18 protein-coding genes are annotated in these 19,060 nt (G+C 63.0%); 8 read left to right on the forward strand and 10 right to left on the reverse strand.

The features are described from left to right. Positions 1-27 precede the first annotated feature (27 nt). Both PQR08_RS02195 and PQR08_RS02200 read left to right on the forward strand, forming a co-directional pair. Complete coding sequence (locus tag PQR08_RS02195; RefSeq protein WP_250485596.1) at positions 28-1,056, forward strand: alpha/beta fold hydrolase; 1,029 nt, start codon at positions 28-30, stop codon at positions 1,054-1,056. Between the two features lie 233 nt (positions 1,057-1,289). Beyond that, the gene (locus tag PQR08_RS02200; protein ID WP_250485595.1) at positions 1,290-3,269 is read left to right on the forward strand and encodes a PhoX family protein; all 1,980 of its coding nucleotides are present in this window, start codon (positions 1,290-1,292) and stop codon (positions 3,267-3,269) included. A gap of 80 nt (positions 3,270-3,349) precedes the next feature. Here the strand turns inward: PQR08_RS02200 and PQR08_RS02205 are convergent, their stop codons facing one another. Continuing rightward, the gene (locus tag PQR08_RS02205; protein ID WP_035501235.1) at positions 3,350-3,553 is read right to left on the reverse strand and encodes a hypothetical protein; all 204 of its coding nucleotides are present in this window, start codon (positions 3,551-3,553) and stop codon (positions 3,350-3,352) included. Between the two features lie 139 nt (positions 3,554-3,692). Next, a complete protein-coding gene (locus PQR08_RS02210) occupies positions 3,693-5,540 on the reverse strand; it encodes a glycoside hydrolase family 28 protein (protein ID WP_250485594.1) in 1,848 nt (615 codons plus the stop codon). 216 nt (positions 5,541-5,756) lie between these two features. On the opposite strand from PQR08_RS02210, the gene PQR08_RS02215 reads away from it, so the two are divergent. Then, positions 5,757-6,863 carry a porin gene (locus PQR08_RS02215; RefSeq protein ID WP_250485593.1) on the forward strand — a complete coding sequence of 369 codons (1,107 nt, stop codon included), beginning with the start codon at positions 5,757-5,759 and terminating at the stop codon, positions 6,861-6,863. A gap of 15 nt (positions 6,864-6,878) precedes the next feature. On the opposite strand, the gene PQR08_RS02220 is transcribed toward PQR08_RS02215, so the two are convergent. Beyond that, positions 6,879-7,628 (reverse strand): SDR family oxidoreductase, encoded by a 750-nt coding sequence (locus PQR08_RS02220; protein ID WP_250485592.1) that lies wholly within the window; start codon positions 7,626-7,628, stop codon positions 6,879-6,881. 90 nt (positions 7,629-7,718) lie between these two features. Between PQR08_RS02220 and pdxR the strand changes: the two genes are divergently transcribed. Beyond that, complete coding sequence (pdxR, locus tag PQR08_RS02225) at positions 7,719-9,188, forward strand: MocR-like pyridoxine biosynthesis transcription factor PdxR (protein WP_250485591.1); 1,470 nt, start codon at positions 7,719-7,721, stop codon at positions 9,186-9,188. Here pdxR and PQR08_RS02230 read toward each other — a convergent pair. The 7 genes from PQR08_RS02230 to PQR08_RS02260 all read right to left on the reverse strand — a co-directional run bounded on the left by PQR08_RS02230 (position 9,185) and on the right by PQR08_RS02260 (position 14,867). Next, a complete protein-coding gene (locus tag PQR08_RS02230) occupies positions 9,185-9,802 on the reverse strand; it encodes an FMN-dependent NADH-azoreductase (RefSeq protein WP_250485590.1) in 618 nt (205 codons plus the stop codon). The two genes, pdxR and PQR08_RS02230, sit on opposite strands and share 4 nt — an antisense overlap. Further along, the gene (locus PQR08_RS02235; protein ID WP_250485589.1) at positions 9,799-10,263 is read right to left on the reverse strand and encodes a GNAT family N-acetyltransferase; all 465 of its coding nucleotides are present in this window, start codon (positions 10,261-10,263) and stop codon (positions 9,799-9,801) included. The genes PQR08_RS02230 and PQR08_RS02235 overlap by 4 nt, the downstream gene beginning before the upstream one ends. Before the next feature lie 91 nt (positions 10,264-10,354). Then, complete coding sequence (locus PQR08_RS02240; protein WP_238211019.1) at positions 10,355-10,918, reverse strand: PAS and helix-turn-helix domain-containing protein; 564 nt, start codon at positions 10,916-10,918, stop codon at positions 10,355-10,357. An 85-nt stretch (positions 10,919-11,003) separates the two neighbouring features. Beyond that, the gene (locus PQR08_RS02245) at positions 11,004-11,975 is read right to left on the reverse strand and encodes a dipeptidase (protein WP_187603949.1); all 972 of its coding nucleotides are present in this window, start codon (positions 11,973-11,975) and stop codon (positions 11,004-11,006) included. Next, entirely contained in the window at positions 11,972-13,336 is a 1,365-nt protein-coding gene (locus PQR08_RS02250; RefSeq protein ID WP_250485588.1) for an MFS transporter, read from the reverse strand. Before PQR08_RS02250 ends, PQR08_RS02245 begins: the two co-directional genes overlap by 4 nt. 135 nt (positions 13,337-13,471) lie before the next feature. Then, positions 13,472-14,347, reverse strand: a complete 876-nt coding sequence (locus PQR08_RS02255) for a glycine betaine ABC transporter substrate-binding protein (protein WP_408161031.1) — start codon at positions 14,345-14,347, stop codon at positions 13,472-13,474. A 235-nt stretch (positions 14,348-14,582) separates the two neighbouring features. Then, positions 14,583-14,867 carry a hypothetical protein gene (locus tag PQR08_RS02260; protein ID WP_250485587.1) on the reverse strand — a complete coding sequence of 95 codons (285 nt, stop codon included), beginning with the start codon at positions 14,865-14,867 and terminating at the stop codon, positions 14,583-14,585. Positions 14,868-15,211: 344 nt separating this feature from the next. Here PQR08_RS02260 and PQR08_RS02265 point away from each other — a divergent pair, with 344 nt between their 5' ends. Genes PQR08_RS02265 through PQR08_RS02280 form a run of 4 tightly spaced genes read left to right on the forward strand, consistent with a single transcriptional unit; the run spans position 15,212 to position 18,977 of the window. Further along, positions 15,212-16,141, forward strand: coding sequence for a hypothetical protein (locus tag PQR08_RS02265; RefSeq protein ID WP_238288677.1), 930 nt, complete (start codon positions 15,212-15,214; stop codon positions 16,139-16,141). A gap of 52 nt (positions 16,142-16,193) precedes the next feature. After that, positions 16,194-18,197, forward strand: a complete 2,004-nt coding sequence (locus PQR08_RS02270; RefSeq protein ID WP_250485586.1) for a SpoIIE family protein phosphatase — start codon at positions 16,194-16,196, stop codon at positions 18,195-18,197. Further along, a complete protein-coding gene (locus tag PQR08_RS02275) occupies positions 18,194-18,622 on the forward strand; it encodes an ATP-binding protein (RefSeq protein WP_250485585.1) in 429 nt (142 codons plus the stop codon). The genes PQR08_RS02270 and PQR08_RS02275 overlap by 4 nt, the downstream gene beginning before the upstream one ends. Before the next feature lie 19 nt (positions 18,623-18,641). Then, positions 18,642-18,977: an STAS domain-containing protein gene (locus PQR08_RS02280; protein WP_238211029.1), complete on the forward strand. Its 336-nt coding sequence runs from the start codon at positions 18,642-18,644 to the stop codon at positions 18,975-18,977. Positions 18,978-19,060: the final 83 nt, after the last annotated feature.

A 19,060-nucleotide genomic window follows, 5' to 3' on the forward strand; every position in this document is an offset into this window, starting at 1 on the left:
ATACGTCGAAGAAAGGAGAATCCCATCATGCCGGATGATCAGATCAACACATGGCGCCGCCGTTTTCTCGGCACGACGATCGCGAGCGTCGGCGTCATGCAGCTCGGGTTGAGCGACCTCGTTCATGCCCAGACCGCCGCGCCCGCGAAGCCGGCTGCCGGCTTTGCCCAGATCCGCCAGATCGATGCGGGATCGCTCAACGTCGGCTATGCGGAAGCGGGCCCGGCGAACGGTCCCGCGGTGATCCTCGTGCACGGCTGGCCGTACGATATCTACAGCTTCGCCGAAGTCACGCAGTTGCTCGCCGCGCAGGGTTATCGCGTGATCGTGCCGTATCTGCGCGGCTACGGATCGACGCGTTTTCTCTCCGCCGACACGCCGCGCAACGGCCAGCAAGCGGTGATCGCGGTGGATATCATCGCGCTGATGGACGCGCTCAAGATTCAGCAAGCGACGTTCGGCGCGTTCGACTGGGGCGCGCGCACCGCGAATATCATCGCGGCGCTGTGGCCCGAGCGCGTCAAGGCGATGGTCTCCGTGAGCGGCTATCTGATCGGCAGTCAGCAGGCGAATCGCGCGCCGCTGCCGCCGAAGGCCGAGTTCGCGTGGTGGTATCAGTTCTACTTCGCGACGGATCGCGGCCAGGCGGGTTACGAAGCGAACCGTCACGATTTCAACAAGCTCATCTGGCAACTCGCATCGCCGAAATGGAAATTCGATGACGCGACCTATGACCGCTCGGCGAAATCGTTCGAGAATCCGGATCACGTCGCGGTGGTGATTCACAACTATCGCTGGCGTCTCGGGCTCGTGCAGGGCGAGGCGCAATACGACGCGCTGGAGCAGCGTCTCGCGACCGCGCCGACCATCGGCGTGCCGACGATCACGATGGAAGGCGACGCCAACGGAGCACCGCATCCCGATCCGTCGGCGTATGCGAAGAAGTTCACCGGCAAGTACAAGCATCGGAATGTCGCGGGCGGCATCGGCCACAATCTGCCGCAGGAAGCGCCCAAGGCTTTCGCGGATGCGGTGATCGAAGCCGACCGGATGTGAACGCGGCGCCGCGTTTCTGACTGTGCGGGCGGGCGCGGCGCGCCCGCCGCGACCTCGAATCGACCCATCTCACGCTTTCAGGCAATAAACCAAACAATTACATCAGCCTGTCAAACGCATTTCACATTCATTTCCTAAAGTAGCGCGTCAACCGGCGCATCAGGCCGCAATGGCCTGAAGCAGGGACTTTCATCGCCGGTACACAACCCACAATCAAGGACTTGAAACCACACATGGCGCAGCGACTCGACCTTTCCCGCCGCAAAGCCCTCAAGATTCTCGCCGGCGCGCCGATGCTGCCGCTCGGCGGCGCGGCCACCGCTTCGCTGCTCGCCACCGCATGCGGCGGCAGCGACAGCAACGCAGCCACGCCCGCGACCGCACCCGCGCCGACAGCCGCCTTCACCACGGCGACGTTCACCGGCATGGCCGCGCCGACGCTCGCCGATCCCGGCGCGATGGCCAAGACCACGGTTGCCTCGACGATGACCGTGAACTTCAGCGACGGCAGCAACCGCGCCTACAAGCTCGCGTATCAGCCGTTCTTCATGACGGGCGATGTCGTGCCGAACACGACCGGCGGGACGATCGTCGCGGGCGGCTACTTCGATATCGCGAATCAGCCGATCATCGACCGCTCGACGCCGGGCAAGGAACGCCAGTTCTTCTCGGATTGCCCGGACGGCACGTCGCTCATCAAAATCGACAATCCGACGGTGAAGGGCGTGAAGGGCAACGCCGTGTTCGCGGTCGTCCAGTTCGAATACACGACGCGCGATCAGAGCGCGGCCAGCATGTACGGCCGCCTGCCGTCGCCGATTGCCGTGCTCACGCTCGATCAGGACCCGGCAACCGGCAAGCTCTCGCTCGTGAGCTACGCGAACGTCGATACGTCGAAGACGAATGGTCTGTGGATCACGTGCGGCGCGAGCCTGTCGCCGTGGAACACGCATCTGTCGAGCGAAGAGTACGAGCCGGATGCGGCGATTTCATCGACGGATGCGCAGCTCAAGGCCTACAGCAAGAATCTCTACGGCGACGAAACGAAGGCGCGCCCGTATCACTACGGCCATGTGCCCGAAGTGACCGTGCATCCCGACGGCACCGGCACGATCAGGAAGCACTATTGCCTCGGCCGCATCTCGCACGAACTGATTCAGGTGCTCCCCGACAAGCGCACCGTGATGATGGGCGACGACGCCACCAACGGCGGCGTCTTCATGTTCGTCGCCGACAAGGAGGCCGATCTTTCCGCGGGCACGCTGTACGTCGCGAAGTGCGCGCAGACGTCGTCGGCGGGCGCGGGCTCGGCCACGCTCACGTGGCTCAACCTCGGTCACGCAACCAGCGACGAGATCGAGAATCTCGCCAACACGCTGACGATCGCCGACATCATGGACGTCGTCAACGACGAAAAGGTCGGCCCGACGCTGGATGCGAGCTACACGCGTATCCACTTCGGCGGCAAGTTCAACTGGATTCGCATCAAGCCCGGCATGGAGAAGGCGGCGGCGTTCCTGGAGACGCACCGCTACGCCGCATTGCGCGGTGCGAGCATGTGCTTCACGAAGCTCGAAGGCACGACGGTCAACGCAAAGGACAAGATCGTCTATTCGGCGATGTCGCAGATCGTCAAGTCGATGGTGAAGGGCGACGCGCATTCGACGGACATCGCCGTCGATCGCGCCATCACCGCCGGCGCCGTCTACGCGTTCAACCTGAAGGGCGGGCAGCGCGATCTCGGCGGCGCCGCGATCGACAGCGAATGGGTGCCGGTCGATATGGCCGCGCCCGCTGCGCTCGTCGGCGAGGATATTTCGTCTGATACGCTCGGCAATCTCGCGAACCCGGAGCGCGTCGCGAATCCGGACAACGTCAAGTTCTCGGAGAAGCTGCGCACGCTTTTCATCGGCGAGGACAGCGGCGCGCACGTCAACAATTTCCTGTGGGCGTACAACGTCGATACGAAAACGCTGTCGCGGATTCTGTCCGCGCCTTCGGGAGCGGAATCGACGGGCCTGCACGCGGTCGACGAGATCAACGGCTGGACCTACATCATGAGCAACTTCCAGCACGCGGGCGACTGGGAAGCGGCGCTGCACGGCAAGGTTCAGGCGACGCTCGATCCGCTCATCCGCGCGAACTACAAGGATCGCTTCGGCGCGGCGGTCGGTTATCTGACTGCCGATCCGGCGTCGATCAAGCTGAGCTGATAAAAAGCAAACGCCGCGATCGGTGATCGCGGCGTCGTTTTGGCCGAGCGAAAGCGCGCGGGCGCGCGCTTCGCGTGAAATCAGCAGCGCTGATCGCAGTCGATATATTCGAAGCCCGCCGCGATCGCGAAGCGGATCGCTTCTTCCACGTTGGGAAACTCGCCCGGCAGGCGCACGGAACGCTCCATTCCGTTCAAATCCTGGATGCGCGCCGTCGCGGCAAACACATTGCCCTGCCGAACCGCTGCCGGCGTGACCATCATGTCCCTGTAGCTGAAGACCATTCTCTCTCTGCCCGATGTTGTCGGCCCGCGCAGTGCGGCTGCGGGACACTCGTCTTAAATGTCGAAAGGCCCGAACGATCGTCCGGCTCCTTCTGTTACAGGTTATCGGCACGGGTAAACGTTTCTTTACAGGGAGCGTTCAAGACTCGCTGGAGGAAGGCCTCGAACCGCTGACCTGTTGTCCGGGGAACGGCGCGAACGCCCGGCCGCAATCGACCGGCGCGGCGCTCGCCGGGCCCGCGGCGGCGCGCGTGACGCTCACGCCGCCGCCTGCCGCGAAGGGCAGCGACGTGCCGCCATCGCCGATGCTGACGAGCGCATCCGCGACCGTGAAGCTCGACGGCGCGACATCCGTAACGACGTTGTTCAGCGAGATCGTCAACGGATTGACGACGGGCGGATTCGGCCAGCCGGCCGCACCCTGCAAAACCGGACTCGCGGAATTGAAGCCCTGAAACGTAAAACTCGACGCATTGACGATGCGCACGCCATCGAGCGCGATATTCTGGAAGCTCGGATAAAGCGCGCCGTTCTTCGTCGCGCTGTAGTACGGCGAGAAGATCAGCGCTTGCGGCGCACCGTCCGACGACGACTGCGGCATGCGGATGCATACGTTCGAATAACGGATGTTCGACACCAGCCCGCCGCGGCTCCAGTCCGACTTGATGCGCAGACCGTTGTCGGCGCCATCGATTACCAGATCGTAGACGTTGACATTGCTCAGGCTCGGCAGGACGCCGTTCACCGGCGCGACGTCCGGATTCGCCGCGCCATTGTCCGTGCCCGCCGTCTCGCTGCCGATCGACATGCCGTGCCCGGAATAGAAGCGGCTATGCGCGACGGTGATGTCGTAAGTGCGGCCGTTTGTCGTGCCGGTGCCGCCCTTGATCGCCATGTTGTCGTCGCCCGTGCGGATCGACGTGTACGCGATCAGCATGTTGCTCGCATCGCCCGTCAGCTTGCCCGGATTGCCGGGATTGCTCGTGATCGGGCCGGAGCTGCCGGGATCGATGCCGTCGGTGTTCTTCGCCGTATCCGGGCTGTAGGGCATGCCGAGATAGTTTGTCATCGCTTCATAGGCGGCGGTCGGCGTGTAGATCCTGACGCCCCACGCCGTGAAACCTTCGACGCCGCTCGACACGACGTGAAACTTGGGCGCGTTCTGCAGCGTCACGCGATACAGCGTGAAGTTGCGGCCATTACTGATCTGGATGAGGCGCGGATTGTTCTGCGCCTGGTTCAGCACCTTGTTCGCCATCCAGCCGATATCCCACCAGCTCATTGTGCCGTTGCCGTCGGGGCGCTTCATCAGATTCGGATCGTTGGCGACGCTGCTGATCAGCGGACTGCCGCCGCGTCCATCGATGACGCCATCGCCGACCACCGCGCCGTTCGCGATCTTGTTCGCGTTGATGAGCGCGAGACAGCCGTTGTCGCTCGGCGTGATGATGCCGCAGCTCGCGGTGCCCTTGACCTTGTCGTACTGGCGCGGATCGCGCGAGGCGAACAGCGTGACGCCCGTGTCGATCCAGAGCGTCACGCCGCCGGGCAGATTCAGCGCTCCGGCGATGAACGCGTTCGCGCCGTTCGGGCCGGTCACGAGCCGCACGGCCTTGTTCGTCGCGAGACCGGTGCTCGACGGATTCTTGCACGCGTCGAGCGCCGTCTGGATGCGCGCGGTGTCCGGGGCCGTGTCGGTGGCGTCGGCGCTATCGGGCAGAAGGCCGTTCGCTTGCGCCGTCAGCGCGGCGGGCAAGGTCGCGCAGATCTGCGGCGCGAGCGGCAGCGCAGGTTCGGGCGGCAGCGCGGCGTCATAGGTCGTCGTACCGACCGGAAATCCCGAGGGCGCATCGGATTTCTGTACCGAGGCGGGTGACGCATCGGCGCCGTCGCCGCCGCAAGCGTTGAGCGTCAACGCGATCGAAGCGGCGGTGAGCCAGGCGACGCCGGCTCGGGCCAGCGCGGAAAGAGCGGGGTTCTTGTTCAATTAGTCAGCCTCTTGAAAGCGATCGAATCATCGATGTCGTATGACATCGTTCGAATATTAGGCATCCGAATGAAAATGCCGATACTTGGTGTTCGCCCTTAAGCCATTTCGACAACCGATGCGGCACTGATTTTTGCCGACTTCATCGGATGGTGCTAAGGTGCAGCCAATCGTTTTCTCTCAACCGGGCAGGGCCAACATGGAGTTCAGTCGGCCATGAAAGTTCGTCTCTGGAAAGCGGCAGGCCTTCTTCTCGTCACCTCGGGCGCATGGGCGCAAACGACCGTCACGATGTACGGGCGTATCGATGGCGGCATCGAATATCTGAATCACATCGCGAACGGCACGGGCGGCAGCGCTTCGCGATGGAGCGCCGAAGGCGGCGACTGGGGCACCAGCATGTGGGGCCTCAAGGGCAACGAAGATCTCGGCGCCGGCCTGAGCGCGGTCTTCGACCTCGAAACAGCCATCCAGATCATGAACGGCACCACCGGCGGCGGACGCCTGTGGTCGCGCCGCGCCTATGTCGGACTGAACTCGAAGACGTGGGGCCAGTTGCAGGCGGGCCGCAACCTCTTCATCGACAGCGACGGCGTGTGGGAATTCGATCCCTTCGTGCAGCAGGCGGTGTCGTCGGCGTCGCTGGTGCGTGGGCGCAACTGGCAGCAAACGAGCAATAACGTCGAGTACCACAGCCCCGTGTTTCATGGCTTCGACGTGCAGGGGCAGTATGCGTTCGGCAATCAGGCGGGCGCGTTCAATTCGGGCGCGCAGGGCGAGTTCGGCCGCTCAGAAGGCATCATGCTGACCTATCATTCGCCGGTGCTCGACGTGCGCGGCATCTACGACGAACTGCGCAGCCAGGACGGCAAGCTCGACAACATTTTTCAGGCGTCGCGCGAGTACTTCGTCGGCGCGAACCTGAAGGTGGACAAGTGGAAGGTGCAGGCCGCCTACACGCATTACGCCGCGCCGGATTCTCCCGCGGGCGTGGCCGACAGCGCCGATCACTACTGGCTCGGCGCGACGTATCAGGCCACGCCCGCCTGGGCCGTCACCGCGGCGGGCTTCTATATCCACGTGGGTCAGGGCGCGGGCGATGCGGCGCACGATCCCGCGAGCCACGCGATGCTCTACGCGCTCGGCACGACCTACAACTTCACCAAGCGCACCTTCCTGTACGGCACGGTGGCATACGTGCGCAACAGCGCGAACGGCACGTTCTCGGTCTTCGCGACGCCGCGCGACGCCGAACCCAGTACGAGTCCGATAGCAGGCGAGTCGCAGACCGGCGCGTACATCGGGATGATGCACGTCTTTTGAAACGCGTTGCGCCGTTTACGCCCGCGCCTGCTTCAGCCAGTCCGCGAGCGCGATGTTTCCACGGCGCGCAACGCCGGTCGGCACGAGCGAGTCCTCGACGATGGTGCCGCCGAAGTACGTCGCTTTCGGATCGACGACGATCTCGCGCGCATCGCCCCGCGCCTTCAGATACTGGCCGACGATCCGATGCAGCGGCGCACGCTCCGGCCCCGCGATATCGACGATGCCATTCGACGGCGCAGCGAGCGCGACATCGGCGACGATGGCCGCGACGTCATCCGCCGCGATCGGCTGGAACTGTCCTGTCGAGAGATGCACGCGGCCGTCCTGCGTGCCCGCATCGGCGATGCCGCCGAGGAACTCCATGAACTGCGTCGCGCGAATGATGGAATACGGCACGCCCGATTCCGAGATCAACTGCTCCTGTGCGACCTTGGCGCGGAAATAGCCGTTGTCCGGCATGCGGTCCGTGCCGACGACCGACAGCGCGACATGATGCTGCACGCCCGCCGCGGCTTCGGCCTTCACGAGATTCGTGGTGGACGTGCGGAAGAACGCCATCACGTCGTCGGGCGCCCATGAAGGCGCGTTCGATACATCGATCACGACTTGCGCGCCGCGAAGCGCTTCATTCAATCCTGCGCCGGTCACCGAATCCACGCCGTTGCGCGGCGACGCGGCGATCGCCTCGTGACCCTTCGCACGCAGAATCGCGACGGTTTTCGCGCCGATCAAACCCGAACCGCCAATGACGACGATCTTCATGATGCACCTCTCGGTCAAGTGAAAGTGAAGTCATTGTGTGACAATGATGGCTTAGCAGAAAGGGACAAGAATCATCGATTGGACTAGTCCATGCCGCAAACCAGAAATGCACTGACGATAGCAATCGACCGGCAGGAAGCATCGCCAATTTATCTGCAGATTTGCGAGCGCTTCAAGGCCGCGATCGCGGCGGGTCATCTGAAGCCGGGAGATCGGGTGCCCGCGTTGCGCGGCCTCGCGACGCAACTGAATACGGCACGCGGCACCGTCGAGATGGCCTATAACATTCTCGTCGATGAAGGCTACTTGCAGATGCGCGGCGCGGCGGGCACGTTCGTGTCGTCGTCACTGCCGGGTGCGGTGACGCGGTCCGCCACGCGCAAGAGCCGCGAACGCGCGGATGCGCCGCGCGCGAGACGCGTCGAGCCCGCCGCCGATATCGGCAACGATGCGAAGCCCTTGCGCCCCGGCCTGCCCGCGCTCGATGCGTTTCCGCGCAAGGTATGGAGCCGGCTCGTCGCGTATCGGGCACGCAGCGGCGATCTCGCCGCACTCACGTATCCCGATCCTTCCGGTTATCGGCCGTTGCGCGAGCGCATCGCGACGTATCTCGGCCTCTCGCGCGGCGTGGAGTGCGTACCGGAGCAGGTGTTCGTGACGAACGGCTATCGCTCGACGCTCGAACTCATCCTGCGCAGTCTCGCGAAGCCCGAAGACCGCGCGTGGTTCGAAGAGCCGGGCTATCTGCTCGCGCGTAACTTTCTCGTCGAAGCGGGCGTGCAGCTCGTGCCGGTGCCGATCGATCACGAAGGGCTCGACGTCGATGCGGGCATCGCGCTCGATGCCGATGCGCGCTTCGCGTTCGTCACGCCATCGCATCACAGTCCGCTCGGGGTCACGCTGGCGCTTTCCCGACGCATGAAGCTGCTCGACTGGGCGAGCCGTGCGGGGAGCTGGATCGTCGAGGACGATTACGACAGCGAGTTTCGCTATGTCGGCCGTCCGCTGCCCGCGCTGAAAAGCCTCGATCGCGACGATCGCGTGATCTATTGCGGCACGTTCAGCAAGGTGCTGTTTCCGGGCCTGCGTCTCTCTTATGTGGTGGCGCCCGAGCGGGCCGTCGCGCGCTTCGGGCAGCTCACGAAGAGCATGAATGCGGGATCGCCTTATCTGTTGCAGGCGGCGGTGGCGGACTTCATCGCGCAAGGGCATTTCGCGCGGCATCTGAAGCGCATGCGCGCGCTGTACGCCGAGCGGCGGATGCTGCTCGCGAATGCGATTCTGAAGGCGTTCGGCGATGACGTGACCATCGACCTGCCGACCGGCGGCATGCATCTCGTCGCGATCTTCAGCAAGGGTCGCGCTGGTCCCATCGACGACTTGGCGATGGCCGCACGCGCGCGCGAAGCCGGGCTCGCGGTGCTGGCGCTGTCGGCGTGGTATCTGAACGGGCGCACGAAGCATACGTGGCGCGGGATCGTCGTCGGCTTTGCGAATGTCGCCGATGCCGCCGAAGCAACGCGGCTCGCGCGCATGCTTCGACGAGCCTACGACGGTTAGAGCGTGATGGCGTCGTCAGAAGCAAAAAGCGCGTGCCGCGCGATCTCATCGCGCGCGCATTGCAGCGCTTCGGCCACGGCTTCATCGCCGCGCACGAGTCCTTGCAGCAAGAGAAAGTGCAGGCTTCGCAAGCCGATCGAACCGAGCGCGTAACGCAGATACGGCGTGAGGAAATCCGGCTGGCGCGCGTGCTCGCCGCTATGAAAGCCGCCCGATCCGACGATCACGAACGCGGGCCGGTCGCGCATCAGGCCGACCTTGCCTTCGGGCGTGGCCGCGAATGTGCGATGAATGCGCAGCACGTAGTCGATCCACAGCTTCAGCGCGGCGGGCACGGTGAAGTTGTGCATCGGCGTGTTGATGATGAGCGCATCAGTCGTTTCGATCTCGCGGACCAGTTGCTCGGATATGTCGAACGCGCTCGTATCCGGATGACGCGAGGTGACCGCGCGCGCATAGTCCCGCGTGATGGGCGGCAACGCCTTCGCGGCGAGATCGCGTTCGACGACTTCCACGCGCGCGGTCTTCTGCAACATCTCGATCATCTCCAGCGCGAGCCGGTAGCCGTTGCTCGCATCGCCGTGCGGGCTCGCGTTGACGAATAGCACTTTCATCGCGCGGCCTCCTTGGCATTGCCGGCGAGCGTCTCGACGAAGTGCATGCCCTTCGCGAGCAGGCCATTGCGATAGTAGAAGCGCTGCGCGAGCGCCATGTGCAGGCCGGTATCGAGCACGAAATGCGCGCAGCGCGAATGAAGCGCGATCTCGCGCACTTTGCCGAGCAATTGCTCGCCGATGCCGCTGCGTTGCAGCCGCGCCGTGACGACGAGATCGTCGAGATAGACGAAACGCCCATACAGCGTGTTCGTTTGCGTTCGATAGCCGGCGAGACCGAGGATCGCGCCATCTTCGTCGCACGCGGCGAGCAAACGATAGCTTTCCTCGCGTTGACGGCGCATTTGCGCGGCGAACGCGTGCGCGTCGGTGAGATGCGGGCGCAGTTCCTTCATGACGTCGAAGGCGCGCGTCCAGTCGTCGGGCGTGTCGAGATGCCGAAAGGCGATCGAGGTGTCCATGCGTGTTCTCCACGTTGCATGACACCTACGATATCCGCGCGATGACCCAGGCTGAAGGGCCAAGAAACGTTCTTTCGACCAGGCCATCCATTTACGCCAGCAGCCGCGCGATCAGGTCTTGCGTCGCTCGCGCGCCGTATTTGCGCAGCAGGCTCGCGCGATGGATATCGACCGTACGCGGACTGATGTTCAGCTCCTTGCCGATCTCCTTGCTCGTCATGCCGTGAACGAGCAGTGCGGCGACGTCGCGCTCACGTTCGGTCAACATGTTGGCGTTATCGGATTGCTTCGTGCCCTGCGACAAGTCCGTGAAAGTCCAGACCGCCAGTTCGAAAGGCCGCTTCGGGTTATATCCGAAGCCGCAGACGGTGACCCAGAAATGCGTGCCGTCGATGCGCCGCATGATGCGGTCATCGCTGAAAAATTCATGCTTGGCGAGCAGCGGTGCGAGACGGCGGCCGGTGGTGGAAAAGTCCTTGCGCTGCGGATAAAGCTTCGAGAACGATTGATCGATGATGTCGTCGCGTGTCGCCCTGAAGAGTTCCAGCGCTCTCGAATTGCAATCCACCATGACCCGCTCTCTTGCAACGATGACGGCAACGGGCAAATGCCTGAACAAATCCTCGTAGTCGAGCTTGGGCGTCGGATCGGTCATGTCGGGAAGCTTGCCGCGTCTGGCGAAAAGTTATCGTAACACCGAGGTCAGATAACTTTTCGCACAGGATCGATGCCGACGCAAATCACACGTTCCACACTTCGCCGAATACACGCAGCCAGTTCTCGCCCATCACTTTCTTTATGCGCGATTCGCTCCAGCCCGCCTTCTCCATCGCGGCGGTGAGATTCGGGAATTCGCCGATCGTGCGGATGCCTTCCGGATTCACGACCTTGCCGAAGTCCGTCAGACGGCGATAGCGGCCCTTGTCGTGCGTGATCCAGTCGAAGAATTCGGTGCTGTAACCTTGCGTGAAGTCGGTGCCGATGCCGACCTTGTCTTCGCCGATCAGATCGATCGTGTACTCGATCGCTTCGAGATAATCGTCGACGGTCGCGTCCGCGCCTCTTCTCAGGAACGGCATGAACATCGTCACGCCGACGAAGCCGTTCGCATCGGCAATCTCTTTCAACTGCTCGTCCGTCTTGTTGCGCGGATGCTCTTTCAAACCAGAAGGGCAGCAGTGCGAGTACGTGACAGGCTTTTTCGAGCAGGCGATCGCATCGGAAGAAGTCTTCGCGCCGACATGCGAAAGATCCACCATGATGCCCACGCGATTCATCTCCTGAATCACTTCGCGGCCATATCCGGACAAGCCGCCATCGGGTTCATAAGAGCCGGTGCCCACGAGATTCTGCGTGTTGTAGCAAAGCTGAACCACGTTGACGCCGAGTTCCTTGAATACCTCGATGTAACCGAGGTTATCCTCGAACGCATACGAGTTCTGAAAGCCGAAGATGATGCCGGTTTTGTTCTCTTTCTTCGCGCGCAGGATATCGTCGGTGGTGCGCACGAGCGTGAGAATCTCGCTGTACTCGCGGATCTGCTGCTTCATTTCCGCGATGTTGTCGATGGTCTTCTGGAAGTCGTCCCACACCGACACGGTGCAGTTGACCGCCGTGACGCCGCCCTTTCTCATGTCCTCGAATACGGAGCGCTCGAACTTCGAGATGTTCAGTCCGTCGATGATGATGCTCGAATCGTGAAGGCTACTCATTGCGTCGATCCTTTCGGTATCGTGGTTGAGCGCGCCGCGGCGCTTGCGCCCGCGCTTGCATGGCCTGCTTCCTCGAGCGCGGTCTTCGATGTCTCGCGCAACGAGAGGCCGCCGATCATCGCGAAGATCGACACGGCGATCAGGTAATACGCCGGCGAGAGATTCGTTCCCGTCGCGGAGATCAGCCACGTCGCGACGAGCGGCGCGGTGCCGCCGAAGATCGTGTACGCGAGGTTGTAGGTGATGGCGGATGCGGTGTATCGGGTCTTGGTGGCGAACACTTCCGACAGCAGCGGAGCCGTCACGACGCCCGAGAGCACGGCGCCCACGGCGAGCAGCGCGACGCCGAGCAGTGAGCGCGACAGTTCGCCCGATCCGCCGAGCGTGAAGGCAGGATAGACCGAGACGATGATGAAGATGCAGGTGCTGGCGATCGTCGTGCGTCGGCCGACGCGGTCGGAGAAAAGGCCGGCCAGCGGGCACAGCGCGGCGGCGAAGAAGAGTGCGAGCACGGTCACGAGCAGCGAGGTTCCGCGAGACAAGTGCCCCGCCACCTGCATATAGGTCGCGAAATACGTGGTGAACGTATAGAAGGACAGCGCTGTCACCGAGACGAACGCGCCGAGTCTCAGGATGTTCCCGGACTGCGAATGCAGGGTTTCTATCAAGGGCGCATGAGCGACTTCCTTGTTGCCTTCGAGCGCCTTGAATGCGGGCGTCTCATGCAGATTCACGCGCAGATAGACGCCGATGAGACCGACCGGAGCCGCGATCAGAAACGGGATGCGCCAGCCCCAGTCGACCATCGCCGCGGGCGACAGCGAAGATTCGAGCGCATAAGCGACGACCGCCGCGCACGCGAACGACGAGAACGTCGAAACCGGAACGAAGCTGCCGAAAAATGCGCGACGGCGGCGCGGCGCATGTTCCATCACGTACGCGCAGGCGCCCGCATACTCGCCGCCCGCGGAGAAGCCTTGCACGCAGCGGATGATCGTGAGCAGCAGCGGCGCCCAGTAGCCGATGCTTGCGTACGTCGGCAGCAGCCCGATCAGCGTGGTGGCGCCCGCCATCATCAGGATGGTGAAAGCGAGGGTTCGCTTGCGGCCGATCCGGTCCCCGACGACGCCGAAGAAGAGGCCGCCCAGCGGCCGGAACGCGAAGGCCACCGCAAAGACCGCGAACGTCTTCAGAAGCCCGACCGTCGGGTCGCCGCTCGGAAAGAACTCGCGAGTCAGGATGGTCGCGAGAAATCCATACGCGGCGAAGTCGAACCATTCGACGAAGTTGCCGATGGAAGCCGCGGCTATGACGCGTCTGAGCGTTCTGGTATCGACCTCTTGGGCTGCTTGATTCGGCATGGCGCTTGACCCCTTTCTCTTGTCGGATTCCTTCCGAGTTGAAAAAGAGCGTAAGCGCTCAAATTACTTAGGTCCATACGTGTCAATTACCTAGGTAATCGGTCAGCCGCGCCACGGTCGGCGCGGCCGGACGCTTCACTGCTGGAGCCATGCCTGCACTTTCTCGGGATGCGCATCGACGAACTTCTTCGCCGCCACGTTCCAGTCGTTCGTGGCATTGCCGTCGAGTTCGATCGCTTCGACATCCGCGAGCGTCAGCTTGAAGTGCCGGACGAAGACGTTGGCGCGAGGAAATTTCTGCGCGAACTGCTTCGACCCGAAACCGTGAATCTGCTCGTCGCCGCCGAGTACGCCTTTGGGATCCTTCAGATACCGCATCTTGTACTTCTGCCACAGCCAGTGCGGGCTCCAGACCGTCGCGACGATCCAGTTCTTCGCCGGATAAGCACGCGAGACCGCCGTCAGCATGCCGGCCTCGCTTGCACGGACAAGGTTATAGCCGGCGAGGTCATACTCCTTGAGCGCTTTCTCCGAGGCGACCATCTCGCCCGCACCCGGCTCGATGCCCTGAATCGTGCTGTTCAGCTTCGTCTTGACGTCGGGCTTGTTGAGATCGGCGATCGAGGCGACCTCGCTCTCGGGCACGTAGTCCGGAACCGCCCATCCGATCTTCGCCCCCGAGTAGATGGTGCCCAGATCCTCGATGTCGTTCTTGTAGCGAGCGAAGTAAGCCGCGTGCGTGACCGGAAGCCAGGCGCCCAGCATCAGATCCACATCGCCGCGGGCGAGGCCCTGAAACTGAATGCCGATATCCGCGTTGACCAGCGTAACGGGCTGTTGCAGCTTGGTTTCCAGAACGTACTTCGCGGTGTAGACGACCGCCTGGGTATCGGCCCAGTTGGTTAGCGTGATCTTGAGCGGGTCCGCGGAATGCGCGGACATGGCGAACGTGACCGCGGACACGGCGGCGGCAACCTTCATGACGAAGCGTACGGACAAGGCATTCTTCATTCTACGTTCCTTGTATCGGGTGGGTTTGATGAAGACCGGGTGCGCTAAAGTCTCCTGACGAATACGCATCGCTGCAAGCGACGCCCTCCAGTCGGCAGTATTCGGGCGCATTAACCCGCCGTCAATGCTCTTCGACTCGCCGGGCGCATCGAATCACACGTGCACGGGGAGATGTGCGAGAGGGTTTACATGTAGGAAAGCGGGTCGATGTTTTGCTAAGCAGCGAGGGGATATGTCAGCGCGCATCCACGCTGTGCTGCTTGCAAAAGATGATCGCGCAAACGATCAGACACATCGTCGTATTGCCGACGTTGAGCCAGAACATCGCTTCAGGTACGCCGTCGTTTCGTTCGAGCAGCATCAGCGCGAATGTCCCGTTGCTCAGCACCCAGCATAACCAGGTCAGAAGGCTATGACTTCGCGCGTCGGTCGGCGCGCAGACGAGTCTGACGATCGTGGGAACGTAGGTCAGCACGCGAGCGCCGTTCCAGAAAAGGAACATGCCCGTCAGGATGTTCATGTAAAGATCGTGACCCATCGCGCTCACCCGGAACGACAGACTCATCCGGAAGAACGAATCAGTACGCGCGGATTGAACGGGGCTGCGACCGCCCGGCTTCCGAATGCATGCGTCGCGCGCAATCGTGTGCCGACCTTTCCCGCGCCTTCCCGCGAGATTTCATCAGCGTTCCAGATCCCTCGAAAAGCCGGCCATTTGCAAGGCTGATCGGCCACGCTCGCGTTGGTCGCGGCAAAGCCACGAATAGTCGCCTCTTTGGCGTTCTTCTCGGGCTTTTGTCCGCGCCGGCCATCGATACACTTTCCGACGTAATTTCGAACTCAAAGCAAAAACAAGGAACGGCGATGGCCGACGCTGTGGATCATTACTTCGTGGGCCTCACGCAGCAGGCCTCGGCCGGCGGGCTCGCGCGTCTGCGCGGTCATGGCGCGACGACGATTCCGGCATCGCGCGTGTATCCGGTCGGCGCGCGCTTCAAGGCCTTCGTGCATCCGCTCGTCACGTTGCTGAGCGACGACGAGCGCGTGCGGGACATCGTGCTGCGTCCCGTGCTCGGGCGTTATGGATCGAGCCAGGAACTGTCGGTCGGTCTCGAAGTGAAGGCGGCAATCGGCTTCGATGCGGCCGCGCTCGCCGCTGCCGTGTTCTCGCTCGCCGATGCCGCCGCGCAGACCGATGCCTTCGTCGGACGCGTGCTGCCGCCCGGCGAATGGACCGACAACGCGCGGCCCGGTCTCACCGTGATGTTCCGCGAGCCGCGGCGCATCGCGGATACGGTCGAACTGGTGCGCCAGATCGTCGAGTTTCCCGGCGAAGGCTGGGCTATCGACGGCTTCACGATGATCCCGTCGGTGCACAGCCGGATCGGCATCGTGCAGGGGCTGCGCTATATCTTTCTCCCCGAAATCAGCATTCGCTGGGACGTCGATTTGCGTGATCGGCTCGGCTCGGACGAGCACGAGATCGACGTGATCCTGCTCGATCAGGCGACGCGCATCGGACGGCTGTGCAAGGAGCTGCAGCAGAACCCGACGATCTCCGCCGCGTGGCTGAGCTGGTTCGACATCATGGTCGCAGGCATCGAGGATTATCGCGAGGTCATCGGCGTATTGAAGGCGGAGCAGGGCGCGCGCATCGTCGATCCGAAATCGATGACCCGCATGGTCTTCTCCGAAATCCTTCAGTTGACGAGTTCCGGCGTGCTGCAAAAGCGCCTCGAACAGCTCGGCTACGCCGGCACGCGCGAGGCACGCGCGGGCAGCGTCGCGGCCTGAGCGGGTGATTCGACATGACCACAATCCGCATCAACGTTAAACGAAAGAGCGTATGTCCGATCTGACGGCGGCCTTGTTCGCCCGCTACAACCGTGTGATGCGCATCGCGTTCGTGGGCGTGCTCATCGTCGCGTGCGCGCTCGTTTATCTGCAATACACGATGACGCTCGCGGCGCAAACGTCGAGCGTCAGTCAGCGCATGCAGGAACAGGCGATCGCGCTCGATGCGCTCGTGCGAAGCAGCACCGACGCCGTCAACTCGATGCGCATTCAGGGCGAGACATGGTTGCGCCTGCATCCGCAAGGCGCGGCCGATTCGCCCTTGCTCGCCGCGCTGCGGCCGGGCAAGGAGCCGGACAGCATCCAGCTCGACGCGTTGCCTGCGCCGTGGACCGCCGCCGATGCCGGCAATCTCACGGGCCTCGTCGGTCCGCGCACGCCCGCGCTCGATCGCGAGCTAGAGATGGCGCTGAGCCTGAACGGCACGTTCAAGACGATCATGGCCAACCTGCCGGGCGCGACGTGGGTCTACTACACGTCCGCGCAACGCTTCATCAATATCTATCCGTGGGTCGCGTCGAAAGACTTCTTCTACGCAGATTCGCTCAAGCAAAAGGAATTTTTCACGGAAGTGCAAACGGCGGCCGATCCCGATCACGCCGTCGTGTGGACGCCCGTTTATGTCGATGAAGCCGGCAAGGGCGTGATGGTCACCGCATCGGCGGGCGTGTTCGATGCGGGCCAGTTTCGCGGCTCGGTGTCGCTCGATCTGACGCTCGGCTGGCTCAACCAGTTCGTGCGCACCTGGCCGCCGGGACTGGGCCGCATGTTCATCGTCAACGATCGCGGGCAGTTGCTCGCGGACCCGGAACTGGTGCGCGACGGCGCACAGCAGGTGCGATCGGCCGACGAAGCCTTTCCGCCTTCATTGCGCAGCGACCTGCAAAGCGTGCTGAACGATGCGGACGGGCGTCTTTCGATTCGCGACGGCTATTACATCGAAGCGGTCGGCATCCGGCATGCGCCGTTTCGCCTCGTGCTGCTGCTGCCGCGCTGGAACCTTCAGCGCGTGGCGCTGGAGACCGGCGTGCCGAGCGTGCTGGTGCTCGTGCTGAGCCTGACGCTGATGCTCATGATCGCGAGCCGGATGACGTATCGGGATGCGATCGTGCCCGCGCAGAAGCTGGTGCGCTATATCCAGGACGAAGACCGCGGCTCCGTCAAGTCGATTCCGGATATTCCGCAGGCATGGCGTCCGTGGTTCCTCACGATCCAGAACGTGTTCAACGCGCATACGAAGCTCGTGTCGATCCAGCAGGAACTCGACGTCGCGCGCCGCATGCAGCAATCGATCGTGCCGACGCGCTTTCCATCGCGGCCCGACTTGCAGATGTTCGCGCGCATGATTCCCGCGCGGGAAGTCGGCGGCGACTTCTACGATTACTTCTGGCTGTCCGATCAGAAGATCGGCATGGTGATCGCCGATGTGTCGGGCAAGGGCGTGCCCGCCGCATTGTTCATGGCGGTGGCGCGCACGCTGCTGCGCGCGATCGCGCCGAGCGCCGCGAGCCCGGGCGCGTGTCTCGCGCTCGCCAACGATCTGCTCGCGCAGGACAATGAAGCCACGATGTTCGTGACGCTGTTCTACGGCATCCTCGATACGGCGACAGGCGAACTCGAATACGCGAACGGCGGGCATAATCCGCCTTATCTGATCGGTCCGGACGGCGAGGTGTCGCAATTGCCGGGCACGGGCGGCATGGCGCTGGGCGTCATCGAAGGCACGCCGTTCAAGGAAGGGCGCGCGCATCTCGAAGCCGGTTCGACGCTGCTGCTCTATACCGATGGCGTCACCGAGGCGTTCAATCCCGCCGACGAGGAATACGGCGAACTGCGTCTCGCGCGGCATCTCGCCGGGTCCAACGGTGCGGATGTCGAAGTGCTGCTCAAGCGTCTCTTCGACAGCGTCAATCAGTTCGCCGACGGTGCGCCGCAATCCGACGACATCACCTGCCTCGCGGTTCACTACGGGGCTTCCGGGTCGAAGACAGCATGAACGCGACCGACACGCTCGACACGCAACTGGATCCGAAAGCGCCCGACATCGATGCGCTGGTGAATCGCTTGCAGACGCTCTTCGATGCGCGCGGCCTGCCGCCCGCGCTGTTCCAGAGCTTCGCGATGGCCTTCGACGAAGTCATCTCGAACATCGCGGCGTACGGTTCGGCGCACGGCGCGATCCGCGTTCACGTGACGATCGGCACGGACGAAGTGCATGCCGAAGTCATCGACGACGGCGTGGCTTTCGATCCATTGAAGCTGCCCGATCCCGATGTGACGAGCGAACTCGACGATCGCGCGATCGGCGGGCTCGGCGTCTATCTCGTGCGCAAGATGATGGATCGCGTGGCTTATGAGCGTCGTGAAGAATTGAACTGCCTGAGCTTTCACAAGCGCATCGCCGCGAAGCCGGACGCTTGAAGATCTACCGAGGAAACCGATGAATATCAACGAAACGCATGAAGGCGAAGTACTGGTCATCGCCGTGGATGGACGCATCGACAGCACGACGTCCCGGCAACTCGAAGACGTGCTGCCCGAGCGTGTGCAGGCGACGCCGCGCGTGCTGCTCGATATGAGCGACGTGCAATACGTCAGTTCGGCCGGCCTGCGCGTCTTGCTGAAGGCGGCGAAGAGCGCGCGCAGCACGGGGCATGATCTGGTGCTGACTGGACTCTTGCCGCAGGTTCATGAAGTGTTTCAGGTGATCGGCTTCGATTCGCTGTTTCGCATTCTTCCCGATCGCGCCGCCGCGATGGCCGCGCTGGCGGCGTGACGATTCGGTGTTGCATTGCGATAAGCCATCCGAAGCAATCGGCGATCTCTGTCTGCTATGCCACACAACCGCGCCGGTTCTGG

Origin of the sequence: Caballeronia jiangsuensis, assembly GCF_046030135.1 — a bacterium.
GTDB lineage: Bacteria > Pseudomonadota > Gammaproteobacteria > Burkholderiales > Burkholderiaceae > Caballeronia > Caballeronia jiangsuensis.